This window comes from Peribacillus sp. FSL R5-0717 (assembly GCF_038002945.1).
Taxonomy (GTDB): Bacteria; Bacillota; Bacilli; order Bacillales; family DSM-1321; genus Peribacillus; species Peribacillus frigoritolerans.
In genome coordinates this window covers 1,038,443-1,065,380 of sequence record NZ_JBBOOF010000001.1, presented here as the reverse complement: position 1 = coordinate 1,065,380, position 26,938 = coordinate 1,038,443, and the positions used below count along the sequence as shown (strand labels likewise).

At 43.2% G+C, this 26,938-nt stretch carries 22 protein-coding genes; 18 read left to right on the top strand and 4 right to left on the bottom strand.

Going from position 1 to position 26,938, the window contains the following annotated elements; all coding sequences use genetic code 11:
- Positions 1-32 precede the first annotated feature (32 nt).
- Complete coding sequence (locus NYE65_RS05155) at positions 33-1,352, top strand: DRTGG domain-containing protein (protein WP_268591612.1); 1,320 nt, start codon at positions 33-35, stop codon at positions 1,350-1,352.
- A gap of 27 nt (positions 1,353-1,379) precedes the next feature.
- On the opposite strand, the gene NYE65_RS05150 is transcribed toward NYE65_RS05155, so the two are convergent.
- A complete protein-coding gene (locus NYE65_RS05150) occupies positions 1,380-1,682 on the bottom strand; it encodes a YtpI family protein (RefSeq protein WP_268591613.1) in 303 nt (100 codons plus the stop codon).
- Between the two features lie 168 nt (positions 1,683-1,850).
- Here NYE65_RS05150 and NYE65_RS05145 point away from each other — a divergent pair, with 168 nt between their 5' ends.
- Positions 1,851-2,789 (top strand): DHH family phosphoesterase, encoded by a 939-nt coding sequence (locus tag NYE65_RS05145; protein ID WP_268591614.1) that lies wholly within the window; start codon positions 1,851-1,853, stop codon positions 2,787-2,789.
- Between the two features lie 64 nt (positions 2,790-2,853).
- Here the strand turns inward: NYE65_RS05145 and ytrI are convergent, their stop codons facing one another.
- Complete coding sequence (gene ytrI, locus NYE65_RS05140) at positions 2,854-3,357, bottom strand: sporulation membrane protein YtrI (RefSeq protein ID WP_098863985.1); 504 nt, start codon at positions 3,355-3,357, stop codon at positions 2,854-2,856.
- Complete coding sequence (locus tag NYE65_RS05135; protein WP_034309135.1) at positions 3,354-3,689, bottom strand: YtrH family sporulation protein; 336 nt, start codon at positions 3,687-3,689, stop codon at positions 3,354-3,356. The genes ytrI and NYE65_RS05135 overlap by 4 nt, the downstream gene beginning before the upstream one ends.
- Positions 3,690-3,872: 183 nt before the next feature.
- Here NYE65_RS05135 and dnaE point away from each other — a divergent pair, with 183 nt between their 5' ends.
- From dnaE to aceA, 10 genes are all read left to right on the top strand, one after another.
- Positions 3,873-7,232 (top strand): DNA polymerase III subunit alpha, encoded by a 3,360-nt coding sequence (dnaE, locus tag NYE65_RS05130; protein ID WP_340859974.1) that lies wholly within the window; start codon positions 3,873-3,875, stop codon positions 7,230-7,232.
- 124 nt (positions 7,233-7,356) lie between these two features.
- The gene (locus NYE65_RS05125; RefSeq protein ID WP_057276709.1) at positions 7,357-8,598 is read left to right on the top strand and encodes an NAD(P)-dependent malic enzyme; all 1,242 of its coding nucleotides are present in this window, start codon (positions 7,357-7,359) and stop codon (positions 8,596-8,598) included.
- Between the two features lie 5 nt (positions 8,599-8,603).
- On the top strand, positions 8,604-9,233 hold the full coding sequence (locus NYE65_RS05120; RefSeq protein ID WP_096337904.1) for a FadR/GntR family transcriptional regulator: 630 nt from the start codon (positions 8,604-8,606) through the stop codon (positions 9,231-9,233).
- A gap of 90 nt (positions 9,234-9,323) precedes the next feature.
- Positions 9,324-10,187 carry an acetyl-CoA carboxylase, carboxyltransferase subunit beta gene (accD, locus tag NYE65_RS05115; protein ID WP_034309130.1) on the top strand — a complete coding sequence of 288 codons (864 nt, stop codon included), beginning with the start codon at positions 9,324-9,326 and terminating at the stop codon, positions 10,185-10,187.
- Positions 10,184-11,185 (top strand): acetyl-CoA carboxylase carboxyl transferase subunit alpha, encoded by a 1,002-nt coding sequence (gene accA / locus NYE65_RS05110; protein ID WP_328176304.1) that lies wholly within the window; start codon positions 10,184-10,186, stop codon positions 11,183-11,185. The genes accD and accA overlap by 4 nt, the downstream gene beginning before the upstream one ends.
- A gap of 278 nt (positions 11,186-11,463) precedes the next feature.
- The gene (gene pfkA / locus NYE65_RS05105) at positions 11,464-12,423 is read left to right on the top strand and encodes a 6-phosphofructokinase (RefSeq protein WP_252296238.1); all 960 of its coding nucleotides are present in this window, start codon (positions 11,464-11,466) and stop codon (positions 12,421-12,423) included.
- Between the two features lie 129 nt (positions 12,424-12,552).
- Positions 12,553-14,313: a pyruvate kinase gene (gene pyk, locus NYE65_RS05100; protein ID WP_328176303.1), complete on the top strand. Its 1,761-nt coding sequence runs from the start codon at positions 12,553-12,555 to the stop codon at positions 14,311-14,313.
- A gap of 81 nt (positions 14,314-14,394) precedes the next feature.
- A complete protein-coding gene (locus NYE65_RS05095) occupies positions 14,395-14,787 on the top strand; it encodes an FxsA family protein (protein WP_034309123.1) in 393 nt (130 codons plus the stop codon).
- Positions 14,788-15,139: 352 nt separating this feature from the next.
- The gene (gene aceB, locus NYE65_RS05090; RefSeq protein WP_340859973.1) at positions 15,140-16,732 is read left to right on the top strand and encodes a malate synthase A; all 1,593 of its coding nucleotides are present in this window, start codon (positions 15,140-15,142) and stop codon (positions 16,730-16,732) included.
- 40 nt (positions 16,733-16,772) lie between these two features.
- The gene (gene aceA / locus NYE65_RS05085) at positions 16,773-18,056 is read left to right on the top strand and encodes an isocitrate lyase (protein WP_034309118.1); all 1,284 of its coding nucleotides are present in this window, start codon (positions 16,773-16,775) and stop codon (positions 18,054-18,056) included.
- Positions 18,057-18,143: 87 nt separating this feature from the next.
- On the opposite strand, the gene ytvI is transcribed toward aceA, so the two are convergent.
- Positions 18,144-19,268 (bottom strand): sporulation integral membrane protein YtvI, encoded by a 1,125-nt coding sequence (gene ytvI / locus NYE65_RS05080; RefSeq protein WP_063575499.1) that lies wholly within the window; start codon positions 19,266-19,268, stop codon positions 18,144-18,146.
- Positions 19,269-19,462: 194 nt separating this feature from the next.
- On the opposite strand from ytvI, the gene NYE65_RS05075 reads away from it, so the two are divergent.
- From NYE65_RS05075 to pnpS, 6 genes are all read left to right on the top strand, one after another.
- Complete coding sequence (locus NYE65_RS05075; RefSeq protein ID WP_034309113.1) at positions 19,463-19,924, top strand: DUF441 domain-containing protein; 462 nt, start codon at positions 19,463-19,465, stop codon at positions 19,922-19,924.
- A 539-nt stretch (positions 19,925-20,463) separates the two neighbouring features.
- The gene (gene citZ, locus NYE65_RS05070) at positions 20,464-21,579 is read left to right on the top strand and encodes a citrate synthase (protein WP_264639168.1); all 1,116 of its coding nucleotides are present in this window, start codon (positions 20,464-20,466) and stop codon (positions 21,577-21,579) included.
- Between the two features lie 94 nt (positions 21,580-21,673).
- On the top strand, positions 21,674-22,990 hold the full coding sequence (gene icd / locus NYE65_RS05065; RefSeq protein WP_340859972.1) for an NADP-dependent isocitrate dehydrogenase: 1,317 nt from the start codon (positions 21,674-21,676) through the stop codon (positions 22,988-22,990).
- A gap of 121 nt (positions 22,991-23,111) precedes the next feature.
- On the top strand, positions 23,112-24,047 hold the full coding sequence (gene mdh, locus NYE65_RS05060; protein WP_340859971.1) for a malate dehydrogenase: 936 nt from the start codon (positions 23,112-23,114) through the stop codon (positions 24,045-24,047).
- 242 nt (positions 24,048-24,289) lie between these two features.
- Positions 24,290-25,009, top strand: a complete 720-nt coding sequence (locus tag NYE65_RS05055; protein WP_057276702.1) for a response regulator transcription factor — start codon at positions 24,290-24,292, stop codon at positions 25,007-25,009.
- The gene (pnpS, locus tag NYE65_RS05050) at positions 25,006-26,784 is read left to right on the top strand and encodes a two-component system histidine kinase PnpS (RefSeq protein ID WP_278089545.1); all 1,779 of its coding nucleotides are present in this window, start codon (positions 25,006-25,008) and stop codon (positions 26,782-26,784) included. Before NYE65_RS05055 ends, pnpS begins: the two co-directional genes overlap by 4 nt.
- Positions 26,785-26,938 lie beyond the last annotated feature (154 nt).

Here is a 26,938-nt window from a genome sequence, read left to right as displayed (position 1 = left end):
GTAATAGGAATACCGTGAAAAGGGTGAAGCGCTTGGCTACAAAGCATGAACAAATATTGAAACATATCGATGGGCTCCCTGTCGGCGAGAAGATTTCCGTCCGTCAAATTGCGAAAGCATTGAATGTTAGTGAAGGTACGGCATACCGGGCAATTAAAGAGGCGGAGAACCAGGGCTACGTGAGCTCGATTGAGCGGGTAGGCACGATCCGCATTGAGAAAAAGAAAAAAGAGAATATTGAAAAGCTCACTTTTGCAGAGGTAGTCAATATTGTTGACGGACAAGTTCTTGGAGGGAAAACGGGACTTCATAAGACATTAAATAAATTCGTCATCGGGGCGATGAAGCTGGATGCCATGATGAGATATACAGGCGCAGGAAACCTGCTGATCGTCGGGAACCGTACACAGGCCCATGAGCACGCGTTAAAAGCGGGTGCAGCGGTGCTGATCACCGGGGGATTCGATACCGAAGAGCCCGTTAAAAGGTTAGCCGATGAATTGGAGATGCCAGTCATCTCAACGAGTTACGATACATTTACCGTCGCAACGATGATCAATCGGGCGATTTATGACCAATTGATCAAAAAGGAAATCTTGCTGGTGGAGGATATTTTGACACCCGTACAGGAAACGACCTTTTTGACCGTGGGTGACCGGGTTCAGACCTGGCATGAACTGAATCAGGAATCGGGGCATAGCCGTTTCCCTGTTGTCGATGACAATATGAAGGTTCAAGGAATGGTCACATCAAAAGATATCATCGGACAGGAAGAGATGACGCTCATCGAAAAGGTGATGACGAAAAACCCGATGACCGTAGGCGATAAAATGAGTGTGGCATCTTCTGCACATATGATGGTTTGGGAAGGGATCGAGTTAATCCCGGTCGTGAATGACAGTCATATCCTAAAGGGTATCGTGAGCAGGCAGGATGTGCTGAAGGCATTGCAAATGAGTCAAAGGCAGCCTCAGGTCGGCGAAACGATCGACGATACGATCACCAGCCAGCTTGTGATGACTTCGAATCGCGGCAAGGGCGAGGAAGTGTATAACTATGGCGTCACCCCGCAGATGACCAATTACCTTGGTACCATTTCAAGCGGTGTGTTCACGACATTGGTCACCGACTCGGCAAATCGAGCACTTAGAAGCTATAAGCGCGGTGACTTGGTCGTGGAAAACATGACGATCTACTTCATCAAGCCAGTCCAGATCGACAGTACGCTTGAAATCCATCCGCGTGTCCTTGATGTAGGACGTAAATTCGGAAAAGTCGATGTCGAGGTGTTTAACCAAGGCAAACTTGTCGGCAAGGCGATGTTGACTTGTCAATTGCTGGACCGATCATGAAGAATAAAAAGGATAATCGAAATTCGATTATCCTTTTTGATTTGCAGCTTCTTCGATTGCATGCGGCAAATAAAATTTATACATTTTATAGCCGCCCCAAATACTGAATAAGCCAACGAAGATGAAAACGGCGGCAATGATATAAGTGATGGTCGTGTGGAATAGAAAAAGCTGATTGATTCCGAATAGTGCGACAAACGCACCGAGGGCAATGGAAGACTTCCCTGAAATCCACTTTTTCTCCATCGGCATTTTGGTTCGGACCGATTTGATTTTATAAAACAGATAGACCCCTAGTGAAAGAACGATCAAGGTGACAAGAATAGGCATCGTTTGAAATTCCCCCAATTTAACATATGTACCTTTTTATTGTAGCGGGAAATGAAAGAGAATGCCACATTAAACAAGATGAGACTTCCTATTTCCGCAATTTTTTGATTAAATGAAATATATCATCTTTATAAGGCTCGACAATACATATGTTAAGGGGAGATCAATATGAAAGCTGAAATATTAGCAGATATAAAGCGTTATGATACTATCATTCTCCATCGACATGTCCGTCCAGATCCGGACGCTTATGGTTCACAGGGGGGATTGGCGGAAATCCTGAAAGCATCTTTCCCCGAAAAGCGAATTTATACGGTCGGGAAAGAGGAACCGTCATTGAATTATTTAAGAAGGCTCGATGTGATTTCGGATGAAACATATCAAGGTGCCTTGGTCATCGTTTGTGATACCGCAAATACGGACCGGATTTGTGATGCACGTTACACGACGGGGGATAAACTGATTAAAATCGATCATCATCCTAATGAAGATCCATATGGGGATATGCGTTGGGTCGATACATCGGCAAGTTCCACAAGTGAAATGATTTACGAGTTTTACCAGTTCGGTAAAGAGCAGGGTTTGAAGATGAGTGATGAAGCGGCACGCCTTCTATATGCAGGCATTGTTGGCGATACAGGTCGTTTCCTATTCCAAAGCACGACTGAAAAGACATTTGCCTATGCAAGTGAATTGATTCACTATTCGTTCTCCCGCCCGCAGTTATATCAGGAGATGTATGACGTCGAGGAAAGCATAGTCCGGTTGAATGGCTATGTGCTGCAGCATTTTGAAATCCTTCCATATGGAACGGGGAAAATGATCATCACGAAAGATATACTTAAAAAATTCAATGCTTCCACATCTGAGGCATCGCAGCTCGTTTCCTCGCTAGGTTCGATTAAAAATGTTAAGTCATGGGTCTTTTTCATTGAAGAGGATCAAGAAATCAGGGTTCGTTTCCGTTCTAAAGGACCGGTCATCAATACGATTGCCCGTAAATATAACGGCGGAGGCCACCCGTTTGCAGCAGGGGCTTCGATCTATTCTTGGGATGAAGTGGATAATATCCTTGCCGACATGGAAGAGTTGAATAAAGCGGAATGATAAAACTTAAAGACCAAATCACAAATGATTTGGTCTTTTAAATTCAGTGGATATTCACCCATCCTTAAGAAGTAGTCCTTTTTAGTTTGATTTCAATATTCATTTTCGTATAAAACATGATTTCAACGACTTCAAGTCGATAGCGCTTTTTATTGATGGTCATGATCTTATTTTCTATCGATTTTTTCAACAGCACCTTACCGTCATAGACACTGGCGACATCTTTGGCGAGAAGAGAGGATAGGTCGTCCTCAATCACATCCTCCGCTTCTGCAATACTCAACTGATCCAGACTGTATTTTTCATTCGTGATCGTTACTTCCACTTCCTGAATCGTCAGGATTTCCTCGTTTTTCTCGTTCAATTTTTTATAATCCTGCTCCCAAATTGCGATTTTCCCGTTTAAATCCTTGATTTCTTCTCTTTGTTCGTGAAGGGACCGGATCTGCTTCTCCTGCTGGACGCCATGCATATAAAAGAAAATCACCCAGCTGATCAATCCGCCAAGTGCGGCCCCGGCAAAAAAACGCTGCCAGGTGGGAGTCCGGTGATAGGGAGGAATCCTCATGGTGAAATATGCTCCTGCGTGAACCAGTTGATGATCAGTGCTCCTGTCTGTGCCCCTCCAAGTGCAGAGAGTATCAATAGGACCTGCTTGACTATATCCTTCGTTTCCCCGTGGAAAATACCGCGTTCGAAATTATAGACCATATCAAAAGTTCCCCCGATCGCAGCGACAATCGCCCAAATACGAAGGCTGTCCGACAGCCGGAATACAGTCGTCATCGGGGCTTGTCCAGTAAAAAACGCGGCGAGGCCCCCGATTATCGAGCCGCCAAGCAATACGCCAAGCGATATGAAAAAGCTGTTGAGGAAGGCTGGAACAAAGGCTTCATTCATATATCATCATCCTTTTTTGCTTGATATTCTTCTATTCCATTTATATGGGATGTTCAGAGGTATTATGATAGTCGCCGGAAATCAGGAGGTTAAATTGCATTGGTAATGAGAACATATTTTCTTTTTTTGAAATAAACACTATAATGAAAAGAAACATGCCTTACAAAGGTGGGAGAAAAAAACGTGTATACTCATCTCCATATTCAGAGCGGATACAGCCTGCTGACAAGTACGGTGAAGATCACTGAACTTGTGGCCAAAGCGAAAGCGGATGGCTGTACAAGTCTTGCCTTAACCGATCGAAATGTTATGTACGGTTCGGTCTATTTTTATAAAGAATGCAAGAAGCAGGGCATAAAGCCGATCATCGGCATACTTGCGGATGTCCTTGATGAACGGGAATCGCCACATGGACTTCTTTTATTGGCAAAGAGTCTGCAAGGATATCAAAACCTGCTTAAAATAAGCAGTGCCATAAAAACGAAATCCCCGTCAGGCATTCCAATGAATTGGCTTAAAGCCTATTCCGGGGGCTTGATTGCAGTCACACCAGGTGCAGAGGGGCAGATAGAAACGATATTGAGAGAAGAAAACCCTGAAGAAGCCAAACAGGCAGCAGGGCGATTTCTGCAAATTTTTGGTCATGATAACTTTTATGTATCCATACAGAGACTGTCGATTGCGGATGAGGAAAAAAGTAACGAAGCCATAAGTCAGTTGGCGAGAGATTTAGAGATAAAGATTGTCGCGACGAATCCAGTTTATTATTTGAACGAAAGCGATGCACTCGCTCATGAAGTCTTATTGGCAATCGGAAATGGCGACAAGCTGGCGGATGAGACGCATACGGTTCTTGAATCCGATCAATTTTATTTGAAAAGCCGGTCTCAGATGGCAGAACTATTCCATGACAGACCGGATGCTCTCGAAAATACACTGCATATTGCCGCGCAATGCAATCTGGAAATTCCATTTCATCGTTCACTTCTTCCTAAGTACCCTACTGAAGATGGAGCCACAGCCGAAGAAATGCTCGAAGCCATCTGCTTCCAAGGGCTGAAGAAAAGAGTGCCGGAGCCATCCATTCAATATGAAGAGCGCCTGCGATATGAATTGGATATCATCACCAAGATGAAATTCAGCGATTACTTTTTAATCGTTTGGGACTTCATGAAATTCGCTAAGGACCACCAAATCCTGACTGGTCCAGGAAGGGGGTCGGCCGCAGGTTCGATGGTCGCTTATGTGCTGTCGATCACGGATGTCGATCCAATCGAACATTCATTGCTGTTCGAGCGTTTCCTGAATCCGGAACGTGTCTCGATGCCGGATATCGACATTGACTTTCCGGATAACCGCCGTGAAGAAGTGATTGCCTATGTCGCGAAGAAATACGGGGAACTTCATGTAGCACAGATCATTACATTCGGGACATTGGCTGCCAAGGCTGCGTTAAGGGATACAGGACGTGTTTTCGGCCTAAATTCAAAGGAACAGGAAGCAGTATCGAAAATGATTCCAGGACGTCTGGGCATCACGCTTCCCGAGGCTTTCAAGGAATCGAAAAGGCTTAGGGAATTCGTTAATGAGAGTGACCTGAATCAAAAACTATTTCAAACCGCGTTATTGCTTGAAGGGCTGCCTCGCCATGCTTCGACACATGCCGCCGGCGTCGTCATCAGTGACCAGGCACTGACCGGGCATATCCCGATTCAGGGAGGGCATGACGGCATCCACCTGACTCAATATCCAATGGACCTTCTCGAAGAACTGGGACTTCTTAAAATGGATTTTCTTGGACTCCGCAATTTAACGCTCATCGATAATATTTTAAATAACATTAAAAAAGGAACGGGGAAAAGGCTCGACTTGTCCCATATTCCGATGGATGATCCCGAGACGCTGGCCACTTTAGGCAGAGGCGAAACAACCGGGGTATTCCAGTTTGAATCGGATGGCATCCGTAAGGTTTTAATCAAGCTGAAACCGAACCGATTCGAGGATATCGTTGCGGTCAATGCCCTATATCGTCCAGGTCCGATGGAAAATATACCGCTGTTCATCGAGCGAAAACATGGACTTGCTTCGATTGATTACCTTCACGAGGATTTGAAGGATATCCTCGAGCCTACATATGGGGTCATCGTATATCAAGAACAAATCATGCAAATCGCCTCCCGTTTAGCCGGGTTTTCATTAGGGGAGGCTGACCTGCTCCGACGTGCCGTTTCGAAGAAGAAGAAGGATGTTCTGGATCAAGAGCGGCAGCATTTCATGAGCGGCGCATTGAAACAAGGATACTCCGAAAAAACGGCAGATGAGATTTATTCCTTGATTGTCCGCTTCGCTAACTATGGATTCAACCGAAGTCATGCGGTGGCGTATAGCTTCATCGCTTATCAGCTGGGTTACTTGAAAACCCACTATCCGGAATATTTCATGGCAGCACTTTTGACATCGGTTGTCGGGAATGATGAAAAGATTTCGCAATATATCCGAGAAGCAAAAAAGAAAGGGATAGCGGTTCTGCCTCCCTCGATTAACCGGAGCGGTTACCCGTTTTTACCGGAAAAGGAGGGGATTCGTTATAGCCTGGGCGCCATAAAAGGGATAGGCGGGACGGTCCTAAAAGATATCTTCGCTGCAAGGCGTCAGAAGAAGTTCGCTGATTTATTCGATTTCTGTTTGCGCGTTTCGGGGAAAATCGTCAATAGAAAAGTGTTGGAGGCGCTTGTCCATTCAGGTGCATTTGATGAATTCGGTGAAGACCGGGCAACATTGTTGGCGAGCTTGGACGTAGCGATCAATCATACGGAATTGGTTAATCCGGATGATGACCTATTCGATATGTTTTCGGATGGCGAGTTTTCACTAAAACCGAAATACCACCGGGTCGATCCTATCCCAATCGAGGACAAACTCTCGTTGGAAAAAAGCGCATTGGGGCTTTATCTATCGAATCATCCTGTGACAAGCTACAGAGAACTTTTTCAGCACTTCGGCTGTTTGACTATAGATGAAGCTATTAATAAAAAGGAATCGAAAGTCTTACTTGGCGCTTACATTACGTCGGTTAAAACCATAAGGACAAAAAAGGGCGATGTGATGGCTTTCTTGAGCGTCAGTGATGAAGAGGGGGATATTGAAGCGGTCGTTTTTCCAAATGTTTATAAAAACCACTCTGCCGACTTGAATCATGGACAACTCGTTATGCTGCAAGGGACATTGGAAGAGCGGGATGGAAAAACACAGCTGCTGATCCGGAACGTATACCCGCTTGAAAAAGTGAAGCAGATGAAAGAGGAAAAAAACGGAACGATATTCCTGAAAATTGAGGCTGGCAAGCAAACGAAGGATACACTGCAAAAAATAAAAAAAATTTTAATGCAGCATAGCGGTGAAACCAAGATCATGCTTTTTTACGAGAGGGAAAACCGCTATGTACAGCTATCTTATTGGGATTGGGTTAATCCTACAGATAGACTGATGCAGGCATTATTTGACTTGGTGGGAAAAGGGAATGTGGTTTACAAGAAAGAATAACTGTTTTACAACTTTAATAGTTATGTTATATTGAAAACAGGCCGCTGTGGTCTGACCACTAGATTTCAGCATAATTTCAGCATATAAGATAATGGGTTACCCAATTTGTTTTAGGAGTGAAACTATGACATTAAGAGAAGAAGCATTACATATGCACCGCTTGAATCAAGGAAAATTAGAAACAGTTTCGAAAGTGCCGGTTAGGAACGCAGTAGATTTAAGCCTGGCTTATTCTCCTGGTGTCGCAGAACCGTGTAAAGATATTTACGATAAGCCGGAAACCGTTTATGACTATACAATGAAGGGGAATACGGTTGCCGTCATTTCTGATGGAACGGCTGTTTTGGGACTTGGAAACATCGGTCCGGAAGCTGCTATGCCGGTCATGGAAGGAAAAGCCGTTTTATTTAAAAGTTTCGCCGGAGTGGACGCTTTCCCGATTTGTTTAAAAACGACGGATGTGGACAAAATTGTAGAGACCGTTAAATTACTCGAACCGACTTTCGGTGGAGTGAACTTAGAAGACATAGCCGCACCAAATTGTTTTGAAATTGAAGAACGACTCAAAAAAGAAATGAATATTCCTGTTTTCCATGATGATCAGCACGGTACAGCCATTGTTACTGTTGCGGGTCTTGTGAACGCGTTACGACTGGTGAATAAATCAATGTCAGAAATTAAAGTGGTAGCGAATGGCGCAGGGGCTGCGGGCATTGCCATCATTAAATTGCTTTATAGCTATGGAGTTCGCGACATCATCATGTGTGATACGAAGGGTGCCATTTATGAGGGCCGTTCGACAGGTATGAATGATACAAAAGAACAAGTGGCGAAAGTGACCAATCGAAATAAGGTTTCAGGGCCTTTGGAATCAGTCATTGAAAACGCTGATGTATTTATAGGAGTTTCTGCCGCAGGTGCATTGACAAAAGAAATGGTTTCTTCGATGAATCGGGATGCAATCATTTTCGCGATGGCTAATCCAGATCCGGAAATCATGCCGGAAGATGCAAAAGCAGCGGGTGCCAAGGTTGTTGGAACTGGCCGTTCGGATTTCCCGAATCAGGTCAATAACGTCCTTGCTTTCCCAGGGATTTTCCGTGGGGCCTTGGATGTACGTGCGACTCATATCAATGAAAAAATGAAGGTAGCTGCAGTAAAAGCCATTGCTGGATTAATACAGGAGCATGAGTTGAACGAAGACTACGTGATCCCTGCTCCATTTGATGCGAGGGTGGCACCTGCCGTTGCGGCTGCTGTTGCCAAGGCAGCGATGGAAACCGGAGTAGCTAGAATCAATGTAGATCCAGAGGAAATTAAAGAAAAAACAAAGAAATTAGCGATCATTGGAAAAAGTGAGGAATAATTAATTTGGCAGGTCGTACTTCTTCATCCAAAATTTATCTCGATGTCGTTGAGAGCCTACGTAGCATGATTGAAGCGGACAGCCTCCTGCCGGGAGATAAAATCCCATCAGAACGGGAGTTATCGGATCGTTTTAATGTTGGGCGTTCCTCTGTCCGTGAAGCATTGCGTGCCTTAGAACTATTAGGCTTAATAGAAACAAGGCGTGGTGAAGGGACGTTTATCAGGGATTTCCAGGAGCATAAGCTAGTCGAGCTTCTGGGAACCTTTTTTTTGCAAGATAAAAAAGTACAAGAAGATTTGGCTGAGACGAAAAGGCTGATTGAAATTGACTGTTTGCGGATCGTCGCCTTTTTCGCTACGGCTGAGGACATCAAAAGATTAATGGCCTGGGTCAAAGCGGATATGTTTCATGATGATGATTTCTTTTTAAGAATTGCCATTTTGAATCGCAATCGATTGCTGGAAAGAATTTGGCGCATTGTCAACAGCTATGCTAGAACATCAGAGATGGTACAGGGTAATGTGAAAAAAGAAGACTATCTGGCACTTCTTACATATTTGCTCGAACGTGATGAAGAAAAAGCCATCGAAACGTATCTTATTAGAATTAGAAATATGTCGAAGGGCGAATGACACCTTTTTACACGATACTAATTTTATTTCTGATATAGTTTGTACCAAGTATCATAAAATAGATAATTGGTGGTAAAGGGAGGATTAAGCTTGCTTAAAGAGCTATTTGCGAAGTCTAAGAAGAAATATGCAACGGTTCCTTTAGATCGGGAGAAACAAGATGTACCAGAAGGAATCATGACAAAGTGCACCGGCTGTAAAAAAATCATGTATACAAAAGAATTGGTGAAAAACAAGAAAGTCTGTCTGCATTGCGGGTACCATCATCCGATGTCTTCCCATGAGCGCATCGAATTTTTATTCGACGCAGGCACTTTTAATGAATTTGATAAAGAAATGATTTCCGTTAACCCGCTTGATTTTCCGGATTACTTGGAAAAACTGGAAAAAGATAGAAAGAAAGCCAAGATTAATGAGGCGGTTGTCACAGGAGTCGGAAGCATCAATGGCTACCAAGTTTCAACTGCCATCATGGATTCGAATTTCCGGATGGGAAGCATGGGATCCGTTGTTGGCGAAAAAATTACCCGTGCCATTGAACGTGCTGGTGAATTGAAGATTCCGTTCATCATATTTACGGCATCAGGCGGCGCCCGGATGCAGGAGGGTGTTTTGAGCTTGATGCAGATGGCAAAGACAAGTGCAGCACTCAAGATATTCAGCAATGAAGGCGGACTGATCATATCAATGATGACCCATCCTACCACAGGCGGGGTTTCGGCAAGTTTCGCGTCACTTGGCGATATTAATCTAGCCGAACCTGGAGCACTTATTGGTTTTGCGGGACGAAGAATCATTGAGCAGACGATTCGTGAAGAGCTTCCTGAAGATTTCCAAACGGCTGAATTCTTGTTGAAGCACGGTCAATTGGATGCGGTCGTCAAACGTACGGAAATGAAGGAAACCTTGACGACAATCCTTAAAATCCATGCCCCGGGCGGTGAGTGGTTATGATTTACGAATTAGAGTTCGAGCGTCCCATTACGGACCTGAGAAATAAAATTAAAGAGCTAAAGGCAATCTCGAAGGATGCTGATGTAGACCTTACAGCAGAAATCGAAACATTGGAAAAGCGTTTAGAGAAGCTGGAAGTGGATATCTACAACAATCTTAAACCGTGGGATCGTGTTCAGATTGCCCGGCATCCAGCCCGTCCGACGACGCTTGATTACATTCCGCTGTTATTCAATGACTTCATCGAGTTTCATGGAGATCGGTATTATGGGGATGATGAAGCGATTGTTTCTGGAATCGCAGAATTCAATGGACTTGCCGTGACTGTCATCGGTCATCAACGCGGGAAAGATACGAAGGAAAACATCCGTCGTAACTTCGGCATGCCCCATCCTGAAGGCTATCGAAAAGCTTTGCGCCTTATGAAACAGGCTGAAAAATTCAACAGGCCGATTATTTGTTTCATTGATACGAAGGGAGCTTTCCCTGGTAAAGCCGCTGAAGAGCGCGGGCAAAGTGAAGCCATTGCGAAAAACCTTTTCGAAATGGCAGGGCTGAAGGTGCCGGTCATCAGTATTGTCATTGGTGAAGGCGGAAGCGGCGGTGCATTGGCGCTTGGCGTCGGAGACCGAATTTTCATGCTTGAAAACTCAACATATTCCGTGATTTCCCCAGAAGGGGCTGCAGCCTTGCTGTGGAAGGATGCCTCTCAGGCTAAGAGGGCTGCGGAAACGATGAAAATCACGGCTCCCGACTTAAACCGCTTAGGAGTCATCGATGAGATCATTCCTGAAGTGAGGGGCGGCGCCCATCGGGATTCGAATTTACAGGCAGAAGCCATCAAGGAAATCCTGAAACGTTCATTCAATGAACTGTTGCCATTGAATAGTGAAGATCTAATCAACCAGCGTTATATGAAATTCAAGAAAATCGGTGAATATGAATTTGCAAAACAACAACCTGAGGGCGAACCTAAGGAAGTGGAACAGCATTCATAAACACATTTGGAAAAGGAAAAACGTGCTGCCTGGGGCAACACGTTTTTTCATCCTTTCATTCGTGCATATGTATTCATTACCGAAACGAGTAAAGAATATGGTTTGTGTGTAGAATGTAAAGTTTCACACCATTTTACTTCAATTTCTGAAGAGAATCGGTTAGGCTTATAACATCAAGTATGCATAAGTGAAACAGTTACTGCTTATTGAAGCTTGAAAAAGGGTACAATGATATAGCGAAGCTTAAAATTGATTAGTGCTGTAGAGAGGTGACATTTATGAAAAGAATAGGTGTATTGACAAGTGGAGGAGATTCTCCAGGAATGAATGCGGCAGTCCGAGCAGTTGTCCGGAAAGCAATTTTTCATGAAATGGAGGTCTTCGGTATTTATCATGGCTATCAGGGTCTGATAAATGGCAATATAAAAAAGCTTGAACTTGGGTCGGTCGGGGATATCATTCATAGAGGCGGCACGATGTTACATACGGCTCGCTGTCCGGAATTTAAGACGGAGGAAGGCCAGCTGAAAGCGATTGAACAATTGAATAAACATGGTATCGAGGGCATTGTCATAATTGGTGGCGATGGTTCTTACCGCGGGGCGAGAGCTTTAACGGAAAGGGGTTTCCCTTGTATCGGGGTTCCTGGAACGATTGATAATGACATACCGGGTACGGACTTTACGATTGGTTTCGATACGGCCCTGAATACAGTCATCGATGCTATCGATAAAATTCGGGATACGGCCACTTCTCATGAGAGGACTTATGTGGTTGAAGTGATGGGAAGAGATGCCGGCGATATTGCACTTTGGGCTGGATTGGCTGGCGGAGCTGAAACGATTCTTTGTCCTGAATATGAATATGATATAGAAGACCTGATTGGGAAGCTGAACCGCGGTCATGACCGTGGGAAAAAGCACAGTATCATCATTGTAGCCGAAGGTGTGGGAAGTGCCGTTGATATTTCCAGGAAAATTGAGGCGAAAGCAGGATTTGAAACTCGTGTAACGGTCCTGGGCCATGTTCAGCGCGGAGGATCACCCTCTGCAAATGACCGGGTATTGGCAAGCCGTCTTGGGGCAAGAGCCGTTGAATTGCTTCTAGAAGGAAAAGGGGGCAGGGCAGTCGGGATCGAACAAAATCAACTTGTTGATTATGATATCATCGAAGCTCTTGCTAAACCGCATACAATTGACAAGAAAATGTATGAATTATCCGCTGAGCTATCCATTTAATCATTTTTATTGACCGATAGGAATCGCTTTTTAGTAATGGGTATTTAAAAGAAGACATAAAACACTGCGCCCCCTGTCTTCAAGAAGTGGACAGGCGACGAGTAGTTTTCCTTAAAGGAGGATGACACTATGCGTAAAACCAAGATTGTTTGTACGATTGGCCCCGCAAGTGAAAGTATAGAAAAGCTGGTTCAATTAATAGAGGCGGGAATGAATGTAGCACGGCTTAACTTTTCTCATGGAAATCATGAAGAACACGCAGATAGAATCCGCAATATAAGAGAAGCGAGCGAAAAAACGGGTAAACAGGTTGCCATCCTGTTGGATACAAAAGGACCTGAAATACGGACAAATAACATGGAAAATGATTCCATTGAGCTTGTAGCCGGCAATGAAGTCATTATTTCCATGAATGAAGTCCTGGGAACACCTGAAAAATTCTCCATTACCTATGAAGGGCTTCTGCATGATGTTCACCCAGGCTCTAAAATCCTTTTGGATGATGGATTGATCGGGCTTGAAGTGTTGAAGATTGATGAGTTCAGAAAAGAAATCCATACGAAGATCTTGAATAGCGGTACACTTAAGAACAAAAAAGGCGTCAATGTTCCAGGAGTTTCGGTTAACCTGCCTGGCATAACGGAGAAAGACGAACAGGATATCCTTTTTGGAATCGAACAGGGTATCGACTTCATTGCTGCCTCATTTGTACGCAGGGCTTCCGACGTGCTTGAAGTAAGTGAATTATTGCAGCAAAATGGTGCTGAGCATATTCAAATCATCCCTAAAATCGAAAATCAAGAGGGCGTGGACCGTCTTGATGAGATCTTGGAAGTTTCAGATGGCTTGATGGTGGCACGTGGAGACTTGGGAGTGGAAATTCCTGCAGAAGAAGTGCCATTAGTCCAAAAACAAATGATCAAAAAATGTAATAATGCCGGAAAACCAGTCATAACGGCTACACAAATGCTCGATTCGATGCAGCGTAATCCAAGGCCGACCCGTGCAGAAGCAAGTGACGTGGCCAATGCCATATTTGATGGAACGGATGCCATCATGCTTTCTGGCGAAACAGCAGCTGGAACCTATCCTGTCGAAGCGGTGCAAACGATGCATAACATTGCTTCACGTGCTGAAACTGCCCTTGATTATCGGGATATATTATCAGTCAGAAGCAAAGTGAACCGTCATAATGTTACGGATGCCATTGGTCAATCCGTTGCCCACACTGCGCTTAATCTTAATGCCGGGGCAATCATCACGCCTACAGAAAGCGGTCATACGGCAAGGATGATTTCCAAATACCGCCCTAAAGCACCGATCATTGCGGTTACATCCAATGATCATGTTTCAAGAAGGCTTGCATTGGCATGGGGAGTCTATCCGCAGATTGGTCCAAAAGCGACGACTACCGATGAAATGCTTCAAACAGCAATAGATGAAAGCCTGCATTCTGGCTTAGTTTCCCATGGGGATTTAGTCGTCATTACAGCCGGTGTGCCTGTAGGTGAAACGGGTACGACTAACTTGATGAAAATTCATGTGTTAGGAGAGGTTCTTTTGAAGGCTCAAGGAATCGGCAGGAAATCAGCGAAAGGTGAAGTGGTTATCGCTAAGAATGCAAAGGAAGCTTTGGAAAAAGTGAAGGAAGGCTCTGTATTGGTTACGATCGGTTCTGACCGCGAAATGATGCCGGCAATTGAAAAGTGTGCGGCATTGATTACGGAAGAAGGCGGTTTGACAAGCCATGCAGCTGTTGTGGGAGTTACATTGGGCATACCGGTAATCGTTGGGGCGGAGGACGCGACCAAGGTTTTCACGGATGGTCAAAGAATAACGGTCGATGCAGGTCGTGGAGTCATTTATGATGGACATGCAAACGTTCTGTAAAACGAAATTTTGGCTGATTCCTTGCCAATGAGGTAAGATGGATGTACCGCACCAGAAATGGGCTGTGCAGGAGGAATGAAGATGAAGTATTTTTTAATGTTTATCATTGCGATGCCGGTCGTTGAAATTATTGTCCTTTTGCTGTCAGGCAATCTGATTGGTTTTTGGCCAACGCTGTTCCTGATTGTAGCCACAGGTTTGATCGGAGCTTATTTGGCTAAACGGCAAGGGATGGAGACGTGGAAAAAGGCACAGGAACAGATTCGTTACGGAATGATGCCAGGAAATGAAATCATTGATGGAATCTGTATCTTTATCGGAGCTGCACTGTTGCTGTCCCCTGGGCTCATCTCGGATATCATGGGATTGATCCTTGTGTTTCCGCCAACCCGGAATCTCCTCAAACCGATTGTTATCCGGTTTATCATGAACAGGATGAATAAAGGGAAAGTTACCATCATTCGGCATAAATAATATAAGGCTGTCTAAAGGCATAAGCTTTTAGGCAGCCTTTTTGGTCCTTGAAAAAGGTCCGCAACAGCATCCCAGTTTTTTATGGGGTGCTTTTTTGCTTTACAAATGGCTCCCTGTTTCACCATTGAATGATGATGTCCACGAGAATGAAATGTGTATCATAACAGGATTTCTAAATGATTAACCCTTGGAAACATTGGTAAATAAGGATTTTCTATGCTCAAAAATCTTTTTTTAGATTTTTTAGAAAAAACTGGTGACAAATTTATACAACGTGTTATATAATACAAACAGGAAATAAAACATCTGTATTATAACATATAAAGAGTTGGAAAGGGTGTGGAGAGGCAACATGATTACGGAAGCAAAAGGCTTACAGATTACAGGCAACATTAAGCCAGGATATGAACAAATACTTACAGCGGAAGCTCTTCAATTCATCGAAAGAATGGAACGGCATTTCAGTGGAAGAAGGGCAGAACTTCTAGAACGGAGGAAAAGCGTTCAGAAAGAACTGAATCAAGGCATGCTTCCTGATTTCCTTGAAGAAACGAAGCATATTCGTGCAAGTGATTGGACGATTGCGCCCCTCCCGAATGATTTGCAGGATCGCAGGGTTGAAATCACTGGACCTGTTGATCGTAAAATGATCATAAATGCCATGAACTCAGGTGCCAATGTATTCATGGCGGACTTTGAAGATGCCAATTCACCCACTTGGGAGAATTGCATCGATGGCCAATTGAATCTGCGCGATGCAATTCGAGGAACCATTTCATTTAAAAATCCAAATGGCAAAGTGTATGAATTAAATGAAAGAACAGCTGTGCTAAAGGTAAGGCCACGCGGCTGGCATTTGGAGGAAAAACATGTCCTTTTGGATGGACAGCCTATATCAGCCAGCATTTTTGACTTTGGACTGTACTTTTACCACAACGCAAAAGCATTGGTCGAAAAACAAAGCGGTCCATACTTTTACTTACCGAAAATGGAAAGCTATCTCGAAGCAAGATTATGGAATGAAATATTCGTATATGCACAGAACGATTTGAGAATCCCGCAAGGAACCATCAAGGCAACGGTCTTGATAGAAACAATTCTTGCTGCATTCGAAATGGACGAAATTCTGTACGAGCTGAAAGAACATTCGGCAGGCTTGAACTGTGGCCGCTGGGATTATATCTTTAGTTTCCTGAAAAAATTCCGTAACTCGGATGATGTCATTTTCCCAGATCGGCAGCAGGTCACGATGACCGTCCCGAACATGAGGGCGTATTCCTTACTGGCGATCAAAACATGTCACAGCCGTAATGCTCCTGCAATTGGCGGGATGGCCGCACAAATTCCCGTTAAAAATGACCCGGTTAAGAACGATGAGGCTTTTGCGAAAGTTAAGGCAGATAAAGAACGCGAAGCAAGAGACGGTCATGATGGAACATGGGTTGCCCACCCAGGTATGGTAAGCACGGCAAAAGAGGTTTTTGACCTGCTCGTCCCAAAACCGAATCAAATTTTCCGGAAACGGGAAGATGTCCATGTAACGGCACAAGAGTTGCTGGCTGTACCGGAAGGAACGATCACAGAGGCAGGCTTAAGGACGAATATTAATGTAGGCATCCAATATATCGCCTCATGGTTAAGCGGCAGAGGTGCGGCACCTATCAATAACTTAATGGAAGATGCTGCAACCGCTGAAATTTCAAGGGCTCAAGTCTGGCAATGGATCCGTCATCCAAAAGGCATTCTCGAAGATGGCAGGAAAATAACCGAGGAATTATTCCATCAAATCAAAGAAGAAGAATTGGCGGTCATTAAATCGGAAGTAGGGGAAGAAACTTTCAAATCTGGAAAGTTTGAAGAGTCTACTAAACTATTTGAACAATTGATTGAAGCGGATGACTTTGCAGATTTCTTAACTAACGCGGCATATGAAAAATTATCTTAATATTCAAAATATATAATATGAATTAGGAGGAAATATAATGATGATGAATGAGAGAGCGCAAAAATTACAACAAAGCTGGGAAAATGACTCACGGTGGACTGGTATTAAACGTCCTTATACGGCCGAGGAAGTCATTAAACTGAGAGGTTCCATCGATATTGAACAAACATTGGCACGCCGCGGTTCCGAAAAACTATGGAATCTATTAAAAACAGAGGATTTCATCAATGCATTAGGAGCATTGACCGGTAATCAAGCCATGCAGCAGGTGAAAGCTGGTTTAAAAGCAATCTACTTAAGCGGCTGGCAAGTGGCGGCAGATGCTAACATCGCAGGGCAAATGTACCCTGACCAAAGTTTATATCCAGCCAACTCCGTGCCCCAAGTCGTTAAACGCATTAATCAGACACTTCAGCGTGCAGACCAAATCAGCTTTGCTGAAGGGAAAAATGATATCGATTGGTTCGCTCCAATCGTGGCGGATGCTGAAGCAGGTTTTGGCGGTTCCCTTAACGTCTTTGAATTAATGAAAGGCATGATCGAAGCTGGAGCGGCTGGCGTTCACTTCGAAGACCAGCTTTCTTCCGAGAAAAAATGCGGTCACCTAGGCGGTAAAGTCCTTCTTCCTACCCAAACGGCAGTACGTAATTTAGTTTCCGCCCGATTGGCAGCAGATGTAATGGGTACACCGACCATCTTGATTGCCCGTACGGATGCTGATGCTGCAGATTTGATCACGGATGATATTGATCCGGTCGATGCACCATTCATCACTGGTGAAAGGACTCCAGAAGGATTCTACCGCACGAATGCAGGGCTTGACCAAGCAATTGCAAGAGGCCTTGCCTATGCGCCATATGCCGACCTTATCTGGTGTGAGACTTCTGAACCTAATCTAGCGGATGCTCGCCGCTTTGCCGAGGCCATCCATGCAGAGTTCCCGGGAAAATTGCTTGCTTACAATTGTTCCCCATCATTTAACTGGAAAGCGAAATTAAGTGATGAAGAGATTGCCAATTATCAAGTGGAATTGGGTAAATTGGGTTATAAATTCCAATTCGTTACACTTGCAGGCTTCCATTCATTGAATCATAGCATGTTCAACCTTGCTCTTGGTTATAAAGAACGCGGCATGGCTGCATACTCTGAACTTCAACAAGCGGAATTCGCTAGTGAGCCGGATGGCTATACAGCAACACGCCATCAGCGTGAAGTGGGAACGGGTTACTTTGATGAAGTGGCACAAGTCGTTTCTGGTGGAACATCATCCACAACAGCACTTGCAGGTTCTACTGAAACAGAACAATTCGAGACGTCGAAATAATTCTAGTTTAAAACCAAAAATCCGCCTTGTACCCGAGGCGGATTTTTAAGTGGAAAAGAGTGAATGCTAATAGATGTCTGGATTCCCTTAAGTGGTTTTCTTTGTATCCCCGATGATGAAAGTCCATATGGCCTTGAAGACATGGGCGCGCTGAAGTGTATTGAATATGACAAGTACGACAGGTCCTGCAATCAAACCTAGGAAACCGATCAATTTGAATCCGATGAACAAGGCGATGAGAGTGGCAAGCGGATCCAAACCAATACTGGATGAAAGTACTTTTGGCTCTATTAGCTGACGCTGGACAACGACGATTATGTAAAGGACGGACAAACCGATTGCGAGACTTGTATTCCCGGCAATGAATTCAAAGATGATCCAAGGAATGAAAATCGTACCTGTCCCTAAATAGGGAATGATATCGACCAGTCCGCATATCAGGGCAATGGTAATTGAATAATTCACCCCTAAAATGAGAAATCCGATTAAAATCGTGACAGTCGTCAATGAAACAAGAGTGAATTGTGCCCGGATGAACCCGAATAAAGCCCGTTTTAAATCCCTGAATAAACGCTTTGCACCCGCAAAAATCTTATCAGGCAACACTTTTCCGGTCATGCGGCCGAAGGTATCCCAATCTTTGCTGATGAAGAATGTGCCAAGCAAAGTAAAAAGGAGTGCCGTTGCTGTAGTTGGAAACCATCCGATGATTGTGGGGATGTTCTTCAAGAAGGCTTGAATGAAGCCGCTTACTCCCGTCGTGATGGATTCACCGATATTTTGGATATTCTTGAGGATTGTGTCTTGCTGTTCGGTATCCAAATTATTGAACATTGCAGCTATTTGATTATATAAAGGGATGACGGTGGTAGCGATGTATGTTTCTATATAATCCACGATGGTTTCAATGTGTTTCGGGATGACTCCGGCAAGGTAATTGGTCCCTGAAATGATCTCGGTGACGAGTAAGGTGATAAGACCCGCAAATAAAAGGAAAATGAGTAAAAGGGAAACGAATACAGCCAACCCCCGTGGCAGCCGTCCTTTCCTTTCGAAAAAAATGACCAGGGGATTCATCAAGAAAGCGATGATCATGGCAATGATGAATGGATATGTATATTTAGATAAATAAAACAAGGCAATTCCACCTAATATTATCCCTCCGACGACCAGTAAAGAACGAATGAAACGATACATATATACCGGATTCAAGTCATATCCCTCCTTCAACCATTAAGTTTGTATTATAATTGTAACGATGATGGAAAAGAAAGGAAAGATTCTTTCATCCTTCGTTTTGAATTTTTTCTGCAGATGCATCGTTCCTAAAACCATTTTTCTCCCAAGAACAAGGGAGTTTGTTATGTTAAAATAACAAAAAACAGAAGGAAGAAGGTGAAGGGATAATGATCAACGGTCCTGTCGTATTTTTAATTCTGCTTGCTGCAATCGGTTGGTTTGGGAAAAATACCTCACTGATCATGGCTGCGGGTTTTCTTTTAAGCATGAAACTGATTGGCCTTGACGCTAAAGTGTTTCCATACCTGGAAGCGAAAGGAATCAACCTGGGTGTCACGATCATCACGATCTCCGTACTCATTCCCATAGCAAACGGGGCGATTGGTTTCAAGGAACTAGGAGACGCGATAAAATCCCCTTATGCCTGGATTGCACTTGCATCCGGAATAGCCGTTGCACTCATAGCAAAAAATGGGATTACACTGCTGTCGCATGATCCACACATTACCACCGCTCTTGTATTTGGGACGATTCTTGCGGTCGCCTTATTCAAAGGTGTGGCTGTCGGCCCGTTAATCGGGGCAGGAATTGCTTATTTATGCATGCAGATCTTCAATTTTTTTAAATGAAGTGAGAGGCTAAGGGGAGAAAAGCCCGTCAGTACTGGAAATGCAAATTTTCTATTTAATGTTTCGTTTATTCTGCTTTGGGACATTTTTTTTGAAAAAAACGATTTTAAACGCATGAATAAAGCAAGAGAATATGGAGCTAATTTTTCTAATAAAATAATAATTTTTTCACATTTTAAGTGCTTTTCATTCCCAAAAAAGTGTTTATTGTTTATAATAATCATGTAACTGCTCTGATTTATTAAAATTGGGATTCAGAATATCATTGATATTTTTGAGGAATCTTAAAAAAAGATGTAGTTATTGAGCAAGCGCTCACTAGGAATAGCTACAAGCATTATTTTTAGAATTTCTTATTAAAGATTATCGTACATTTTACTATTGTTGGGGTCATATTCTGTGAACGCTTCCAATACAAGATGTATGTCTTCTGCTAAAAAATAGATGGTTGTTTACAATAGCTAATTTCTTGGAAGCGCTACATTTATACGCTAATAGCAAGGGCATAGGGGAATATCTAGGAAAAGGAGAGATTTAGTATGACAGCAACAAAAGGTCTTGAAGGTGTGGTAGCAACAACTTCATCAGTAAGCTCCATTATCGATGACACATTAACGTATGTAGGTTATGACATCGATGATTTGGCTTCGAACGCAACATTCGAGGAAGTAATCTATCTTTTATGGCACGGAGCTCTTCCGAACAAAAGCCAACTAGAAGAATTAACTAAACAACTTGCTGAAAATGCTGAAATTCCAGCTGAAGTGGTTAATCACTTCAAAACATACCCAATTGATAAAGTACATCCAATGGGAGCTCTTCGCACCGCAGTATCCCTTCTTGGTCTTTATGATGAAGAAGCAGATGTAATGAGTGAAGAAGCTAACTATCGTAAAGCAATCCGCATCCAAGCAAAAATCCCTACATTGGTAACAACTTTCGCTCGCGTCCGTCAAGGGAAAGAAGCTGTTGCTCCACGTACAGATTTAAGCTTTGCTGCTAACTTCTTATATATGTTAAGCGGTAATGAACCAACGGCAATCGAAGAAGAAGCATTCAACAAAGCATTGGTTCTTCATGCTGACCATGAATTAAACGCTTCTACATTCACTGCACGCGTTTGTGTGGCTACATTAGCTGATATCTATTCTGGTGTAACTGCTGCCATCGGCGCTTTAAAAGGCCCACTTCACGGCGGAGCTAACGAACAAGTCATGAAAATGCTTACAGAAATTGGTTCAGTTGAGAACGTTGAGCCATATATCAACGAAAAATTAGCCAATAAAGAAAAAATCATGGGCTTTGGCCACCGTGTATACCGTAAAGGTGATCCCCGTGCTAAACACCTTAAAGAAATGTCACAAAAACTGACTGAACTTACTGGGCAACCGCAATATTATGATATGTCCATCAAAATTCATGAAATCGTAACCGGTCAAAAGAATCTTCCGCCGAATGTGGATTTCTATTCTGCTTCCGTATACCACAGTTTAGGCATCGAGCATGACCTATTTACACCAATCTTTGCTGTAAGCCGTGCTTCAGGCTGGATCGCTCATATCCTTGAGCAATATTCAAACAACCGCCTTATCCGTCCGCGTGCAGAGTATGTTGGACCAGGTATGCAAAAATATGTACCGATTGAAAACCGCTAATTAAAAGTTTTTTCGAAAATCATTTTTTATTTCATCGAATTTGTAGTAAATTAATAGATGTGAGTAAAAAAGGTTAGTGGTTCTGCTTTATTTAATGGCAGGCCAACTAACCTTTGAATTTGAATCGGAGGTAAGAGACATGACACAAAGCCAAAAAATCACAGTTACTAACGGTGTTCTTAACGTACCAAACAACCCAATCGTTCCTTATATTGAGGGAGACGGAATCGGTCCTGATATCTGGGCTGCAGCATCCCGCGTTTTAGACGCAGCAGTTGAAAAAGCTTACAATGGCGAAAAGAAAATCGAATGGAAAGAAGTTTTAGCTGGACAAAAAGCATTTGACCAAACGGGCGAATGGCTTCCACAAGAAACTCTTGATGTCATTAACGAATATCTAATCGCTATTAAAGGACCTCTTACAACTCCAATCGGTGGCGGTATCCGCTCATTGAACGTTGCATTGCGTCAAGTATTGGACTTATTCGTATGTCTTCGTCCAGTACGTTACTTTGATGGTGTACCTTCACCAGTTAAACGTCCAGAAGACACTGACATGGTCATCTTCCGTGAAAACACTGAAGACATCTATGCTGGTATCGAATATGCAAAAGGTTCTGACGAAGCTAAGAAATTAATCGAATTCCTTCAAAATGAATTCGGTGTTCAAAAAATTCGTTTCCCTGAAACTTCAGGTATCGGAATTAAACCGATTTCCGAAGAAGGAACAAAACGTCTTGTTCGCGCTGCACTTAACTATGCGATCAAAGAAGGCCGTAAATCATTAACGCTTGTTCATAAAGGTAACATCATGAAATTCACTGAAGGTGCATTCAAAACTTGGGGTTATGAAGTTGCTGAACAAGAATTCGCCGATAAAGTGTTCACATGGAACCAATATGACAAAATTAAAGATGCTGAAGGCACTGAAGCTGCTAACAAAGCACAATCTGCTGCTGAAGCTGAAGGCAAAATCATCGTTAAAGATTCCATTGCCGATATCTTCTTACAACAAATCCTGACTCGTCCTAAAGAGTTTGATGTTGTTGCAACAATGAACTTGAACGGAGATTACATTTCTGATGCATTAGCTGCACAAGTTGGCGGAATCGGTATCGCTCCAGGAGCAAACATCAACTACGAAACTGGACATGCCATCTTCGAAGCAACTCACGGAACGGCTCCTAAATATGCTGGTCTTGATAAAGTTAACCCATCTTCAGTTCTTCTTTCAGGCGTTCTTTTACTTGAGCACCTTGGTTGGAACGAAGCTGCAAACAGCATCACTAAATCAGTGGAACAAACAATCGCTTCTAAAGTTGTTACATACGACTTTGCCCGCCTAATGGATGGTGCAACGGAAGTTAAATGTTCTGAGTTCGCTGACGAGCTTATCAAAAACCTTAAATAATTCATTATATGCTTTCTGGAAAAGTGCCTGAACGGGCTGCTTTTCCAGAAGGCTTATATATATTTTCAGAGGATGTTAAAAGTATTCCAAAAGTATTTATATATTTTAAGGAGGAAATAACATGTCTAAACGTAAAAAAATCACAGTTGTAGGTGCTGGATTCACTGGTGCTACAGCAGCATTCCTGGCAGCTCAAAAAGAGCTTGGTGATATCGTTTTAGTTGATATTCCGCAAGCTGAAAACCCTACAAAAGGTAAAGCCCTTGATATGGCGGAAGCAGGACCTGTTCTAGGTTTCGATGCTAACATCATCGGTACATCCGACTATGCAGAAACAGCTGATTCCGACGTGGTGATCATCACTGCCGGAATTGCCCGTAAGCCCGGCATGAGCCGTGACGACTTAGTTCAAACTAACCAAAAAGTTATGAAATCAGTAACTAAAGAAGTCGTTAAATATTCCCCTAATACAACAATCATCGTTTTGACTAACCCTGTAGATGCAATGACTTATACTGTATACAAAGAATCCGGTTTCCCTAAAGAACGCGTCATCGGACAATCAGGTGTTCTTGATACAGCTCGTTTCCGCACTTTCGTGGCTCAAGAATTAAACTTATCCGTTAAAGATGTAACTGGATTCGTACTTGGCGGACACGGAGACGATATGGTTCCTCTAGTGCGTTACTCTTATGCAGGCGGAATTCCTTTGGAAAAATTGATCCCTCAAGATCGTTTAGAAGCAATAGTGGCTCGTACCCGCACTGGCGGCGGGGAAATCGTAAACCTTCTAGGAAACGGAAGCGCCTATTATGCACCGGCTGCATCCCTGGTGGAAATGGCTGAAGCGATCCTTAAAGATCAACGTCGCGTTCTTCCGTCAATCGCTTTTCTCGAAGGTGAATACGGATTTGAAGGCATCTACCTTGGAGTGCCGACTGTGCTTGGTGCGAACGGCATTGAACAAATCATCGAACTTGATTTGACTGAAGGCGAAAAAGCGGCACTTTCAAAATCTGTTGAATCAGTTAAAGCAGTCATGCAAGTCCTTCAATAAAAGATCATAATCGGACTGCCCGGATATTGGAAGAAAAGGCCCAGGCGCCTTATTCCGACTCCGGGCAGTTTTTTAAACCGTTCGAAAGAACCCTGGAACGTATAATCTACCTGTTGAAGATAGGAATAACGTTATTTCCGTTTTTTTTATGTGTAAATTTCATATAATATTCTTTATAATGGAATTGGATGAGTAGACCAATAAATTGGTCTTTTGGGTAATACATAATTCAGGAGGATCTAATGTCAAAGAAAATTCTCGTAGTGGATGATGAGCAATCAATAGTTACCTTACTTCAGTACAATTTAGAACAATCAGGTTATACGGTGATCACAGCTTTGGATGGAGAACAAGGGCTGGAGGCTGCCGTGGATATACGACCCGATTTAGTGGTATTGGATTTGATGCTGCCTAAAATGGATGGGCTTGAAGTATGTAAGCAGCTTCGCCAGCAAAAAATCAATATACCGATCTTGATGCTGACAGCTAAGGACGATGAATTTGACAAGGTGCTGGGACTGGAACTGGGGGCGGATGATTACTTGACCAAGCCATTTAGTCCCAGGGAGGTAGTGGCCCGGATTAAAGCCATTTTAAGAAGATCCCAGTTGCAATCGAACGGAAGTGAGTCAAGTCAGGATCAAGAAGAGGGTCTCCTGAAATTAGGGGAATTGAAAGTGTTCCCGGAACGATACGAAGCATTCTTTGATGAACAGCAATTAGAATTGACTCCAAAGGAATTTGAATTACTTTTATATTTGGCGAAGAATAAAGGAAGAGTGCTGACCAGGGATCAACTTCTCAGTGCGGTATGGAATTATGATTTCGCGGGAGATTCACGGATCGTCGATGTCCATATAAGCCATCTTCGTGAAAAAATAGAGAAAGATACAAAAAAACCACTCTATATTAAAACGATAAGGGGCTTGGGGTATAAGCTTGAGGAGCCTAAAAAAGAATGACGACCTATCGTAAGAAGCTCTTATATACCCTCATCACATTGGTGATGGTCGTCCTGATGGCCGTGGGCTTTTTATTAGGGCACTTGTTCAAAAGTTATTATATTAAAACGTTCAATGAGCGTATACAGAACGAAACATTTTTCATTTCTACATATATTAAGGAGCATGGCGGGATCGAGTCCTTTTTGGAAAAAGGGAAGACGGCAAAACTGACACCCCTTTTAGATTCTAATTTAACCATTCTTTCCGCGAGTGGGGAAATATTATACGATTCGACATCATCCAATGAAATACTTAAAAGCCATGCCAATGTCCTTCGCAAAATAACTTTGGAAAAAGGGCTTAAGAATGGGGAAGGGTATGAAGTGGTCGAAGGCGAATCGGACCTCCATTATTATTGGAAGACGGTTGAAAAGGACGGCGAGATCGAAGGCTTTGTCGTCCATAGCAATGAAATAGAAGCGATCCATCAAGTGAATAAACAAATGTGGCAAATATTGATCATTTGTTTAGGGGTTGCCTTGATCATCATCCTGATGCTTGCGAGCAAAATCACTTCATATTATACCCGTCCGATCGAAGAGGCGACGATGGCAGCCATTGAACTGGCAAAAGGGAATTACGGAACCCGGACATTCGGGAGGCATTCCGATGAAACGGGAATGCTGACAACTTCCTTGAACATATTGGCGAGGAATCTTCAGGAAACAGAGATAGCGAGGGAAATGAATCAGGATCGTTTGGAAACTCTTGTTGAGAATATCGGTAGCGGGGTCTTGCTGATAGACAGTAAAGGGTATACGACCTTGATCAACCGGGAATTCAAGAAAAGCTTCCGTGTGAACGCCGCCACGTTTTTGTTTCAGGAATATTATTCGGTCATTAAAGACCAGGAAGTGATAGCCATCATCGAAGAAATCTTTCGAACGGAAAAAACGATAAAACGGCAGGTGAAGATACCGCTTGCCATAGAACGAAAGCATTTTGAGATTTACGGCGCTCCAATAATCGGGAATCATGACGAATGGAAGGGGATCCTCCTCATTTTCCATGATATCACCGAATTGAAAAGGCTCGAGCAGATGCGGAAGGATTTCGTGGCCAATGTGTCCCATGAATTGAGGACTCCGATCACTTCCATCAAAGGCTTCTCTGAAACATTGTTGGATGGAGCCTTAAAAGATGAAAAGACCTTAAAGCACTTTTTATCGATTATCTTGAAAGAAAGTGACCGGCTGCAAGAACTCATTCAGGAGCTGCTGAATTTATCCAAAATGGAGCAGCAGGAATTCGTTTTAAACGCAGGGGTCGTGGATATTACGAAAGTGCTTGGCGAAATACAAGAGATGCTTATAGGCAAGCTGAAGGAAAAAGAAGTATCCCTTGAAATTAAAACATCACCGGAACCAGTTTTCATTGAAGGGGAATCTGACAGGATCAAACAGGTTTTCATCAATTTGATTACGAACGCATTGACCTATACACCAAATGGCGGCAGGGTCACCGTTGACATCATTGAAAATGAACAGACCGTCGATATTACAGTTCAAGACAACGGGATCGGCATCGAAGAAAAAGAACTGCCAAGGATCTTTGAACGGTTCTACCGGATCGATAAGGCGAGGAGCCGCGATTCAGGAGGAACGGGCATTGGACTGGCAATCGTCAAGCATATAATAGAAGTCCATAAAGGTAAAATCAACGTGGAAAGCACACCTGGAACCGGGACGACTTTTACAGTCACTTTAAATAAAAGCTTAAAAGGGAAAATGTAGCGGGCATTTTATTTACATGTCCTTTACAATTCCTTAAAACGGACTTCATAATGCAGGGGTACAATGGTTGTACAACCCCTCATCCAAGGAGTTAAACATTGACAGAGACATAGTCTCTGTTTGATTATTTAGAAGTTCAACCAAAATTTTAAAA

What these genes read in the sequence shown, in the direction of transcription:
- NYE65_RS05055 (WP_057276702.1), top strand. Translation starts at nt 24,290, where the DNA reads ATGTCAAAGAAAATTCTCGTAGTGGATGATGAGCAATCAATAGTTACC.
- pyk (WP_328176303.1), top strand. Translation starts at nt 12,553, where the DNA reads ATGCGTAAAACCAAGATTGTTTGTACGATTGGCCCCGCAAGTGAAAGT.
- mdh (WP_340859971.1), top strand. Translation starts at nt 23,112, where the DNA reads ATGTCTAAACGTAAAAAAATCACAGTTGTAGGTGCTGGATTCACTGGT.
- icd (WP_340859972.1), top strand. Translation starts at nt 21,674, where the DNA reads ATGGCAGGCCAACTAACCTTTGAATTTGAATCGGAGGTAAGAGACATG.
- accA (WP_328176304.1), top strand. Translation starts at nt 10,184, where the DNA reads ATGATTTACGAATTAGAGTTCGAGCGTCCCATTACGGACCTGAGAAAT.
- NYE65_RS05095 (WP_034309123.1), top strand. Translation starts at nt 14,395, where the DNA reads ATGAAGTATTTTTTAATGTTTATCATTGCGATGCCGGTCGTTGAAATT.
- NYE65_RS05135 (WP_034309135.1), bottom strand. Translation starts at nt 3,689, where the DNA reads ATGAATGAAGCCTTTGTTCCAGCCTTCCTCAACAGCTTTTTCATATCG.
- aceA (WP_034309118.1), top strand. Translation starts at nt 16,773, where the DNA reads ATGATGAATGAGAGAGCGCAAAAATTACAACAAAGCTGGGAAAATGAC.
- pnpS (WP_278089545.1), top strand. Translation starts at nt 25,006, where the DNA reads ATGACGACCTATCGTAAGAAGCTCTTATATACCCTCATCACATTGGTG.
- NYE65_RS05075 (WP_034309113.1), top strand. Translation starts at nt 19,463, where the DNA reads ATGATCAACGGTCCTGTCGTATTTTTAATTCTGCTTGCTGCAATCGGT.
- citZ (WP_264639168.1), top strand. Translation starts at nt 20,464, where the DNA reads ATGACAGCAACAAAAGGTCTTGAAGGTGTGGTAGCAACAACTTCATCA.
- NYE65_RS05150 (WP_268591613.1), bottom strand. Translation starts at nt 1,682, where the DNA reads ATGCCTATTCTTGTCACCTTGATCGTTCTTTCACTAGGGGTCTATCTG.
- pfkA (WP_252296238.1), top strand. Translation starts at nt 11,464, where the DNA reads ATGAAAAGAATAGGTGTATTGACAAGTGGAGGAGATTCTCCAGGAATG.
- ytrI (WP_098863985.1), bottom strand. Translation starts at nt 3,357, where the DNA reads ATGAGGATTCCTCCCTATCACCGGACTCCCACCTGGCAGCGTTTTTTT.
- NYE65_RS05145 (WP_268591614.1), top strand. Translation starts at nt 1,851, where the DNA reads ATGAAAGCTGAAATATTAGCAGATATAAAGCGTTATGATACTATCATT.
- aceB (WP_340859973.1), top strand. Translation starts at nt 15,140, where the DNA reads ATGATTACGGAAGCAAAAGGCTTACAGATTACAGGCAACATTAAGCCA.
- NYE65_RS05125 (WP_057276709.1), top strand. Translation starts at nt 7,357, where the DNA reads ATGACATTAAGAGAAGAAGCATTACATATGCACCGCTTGAATCAAGGA.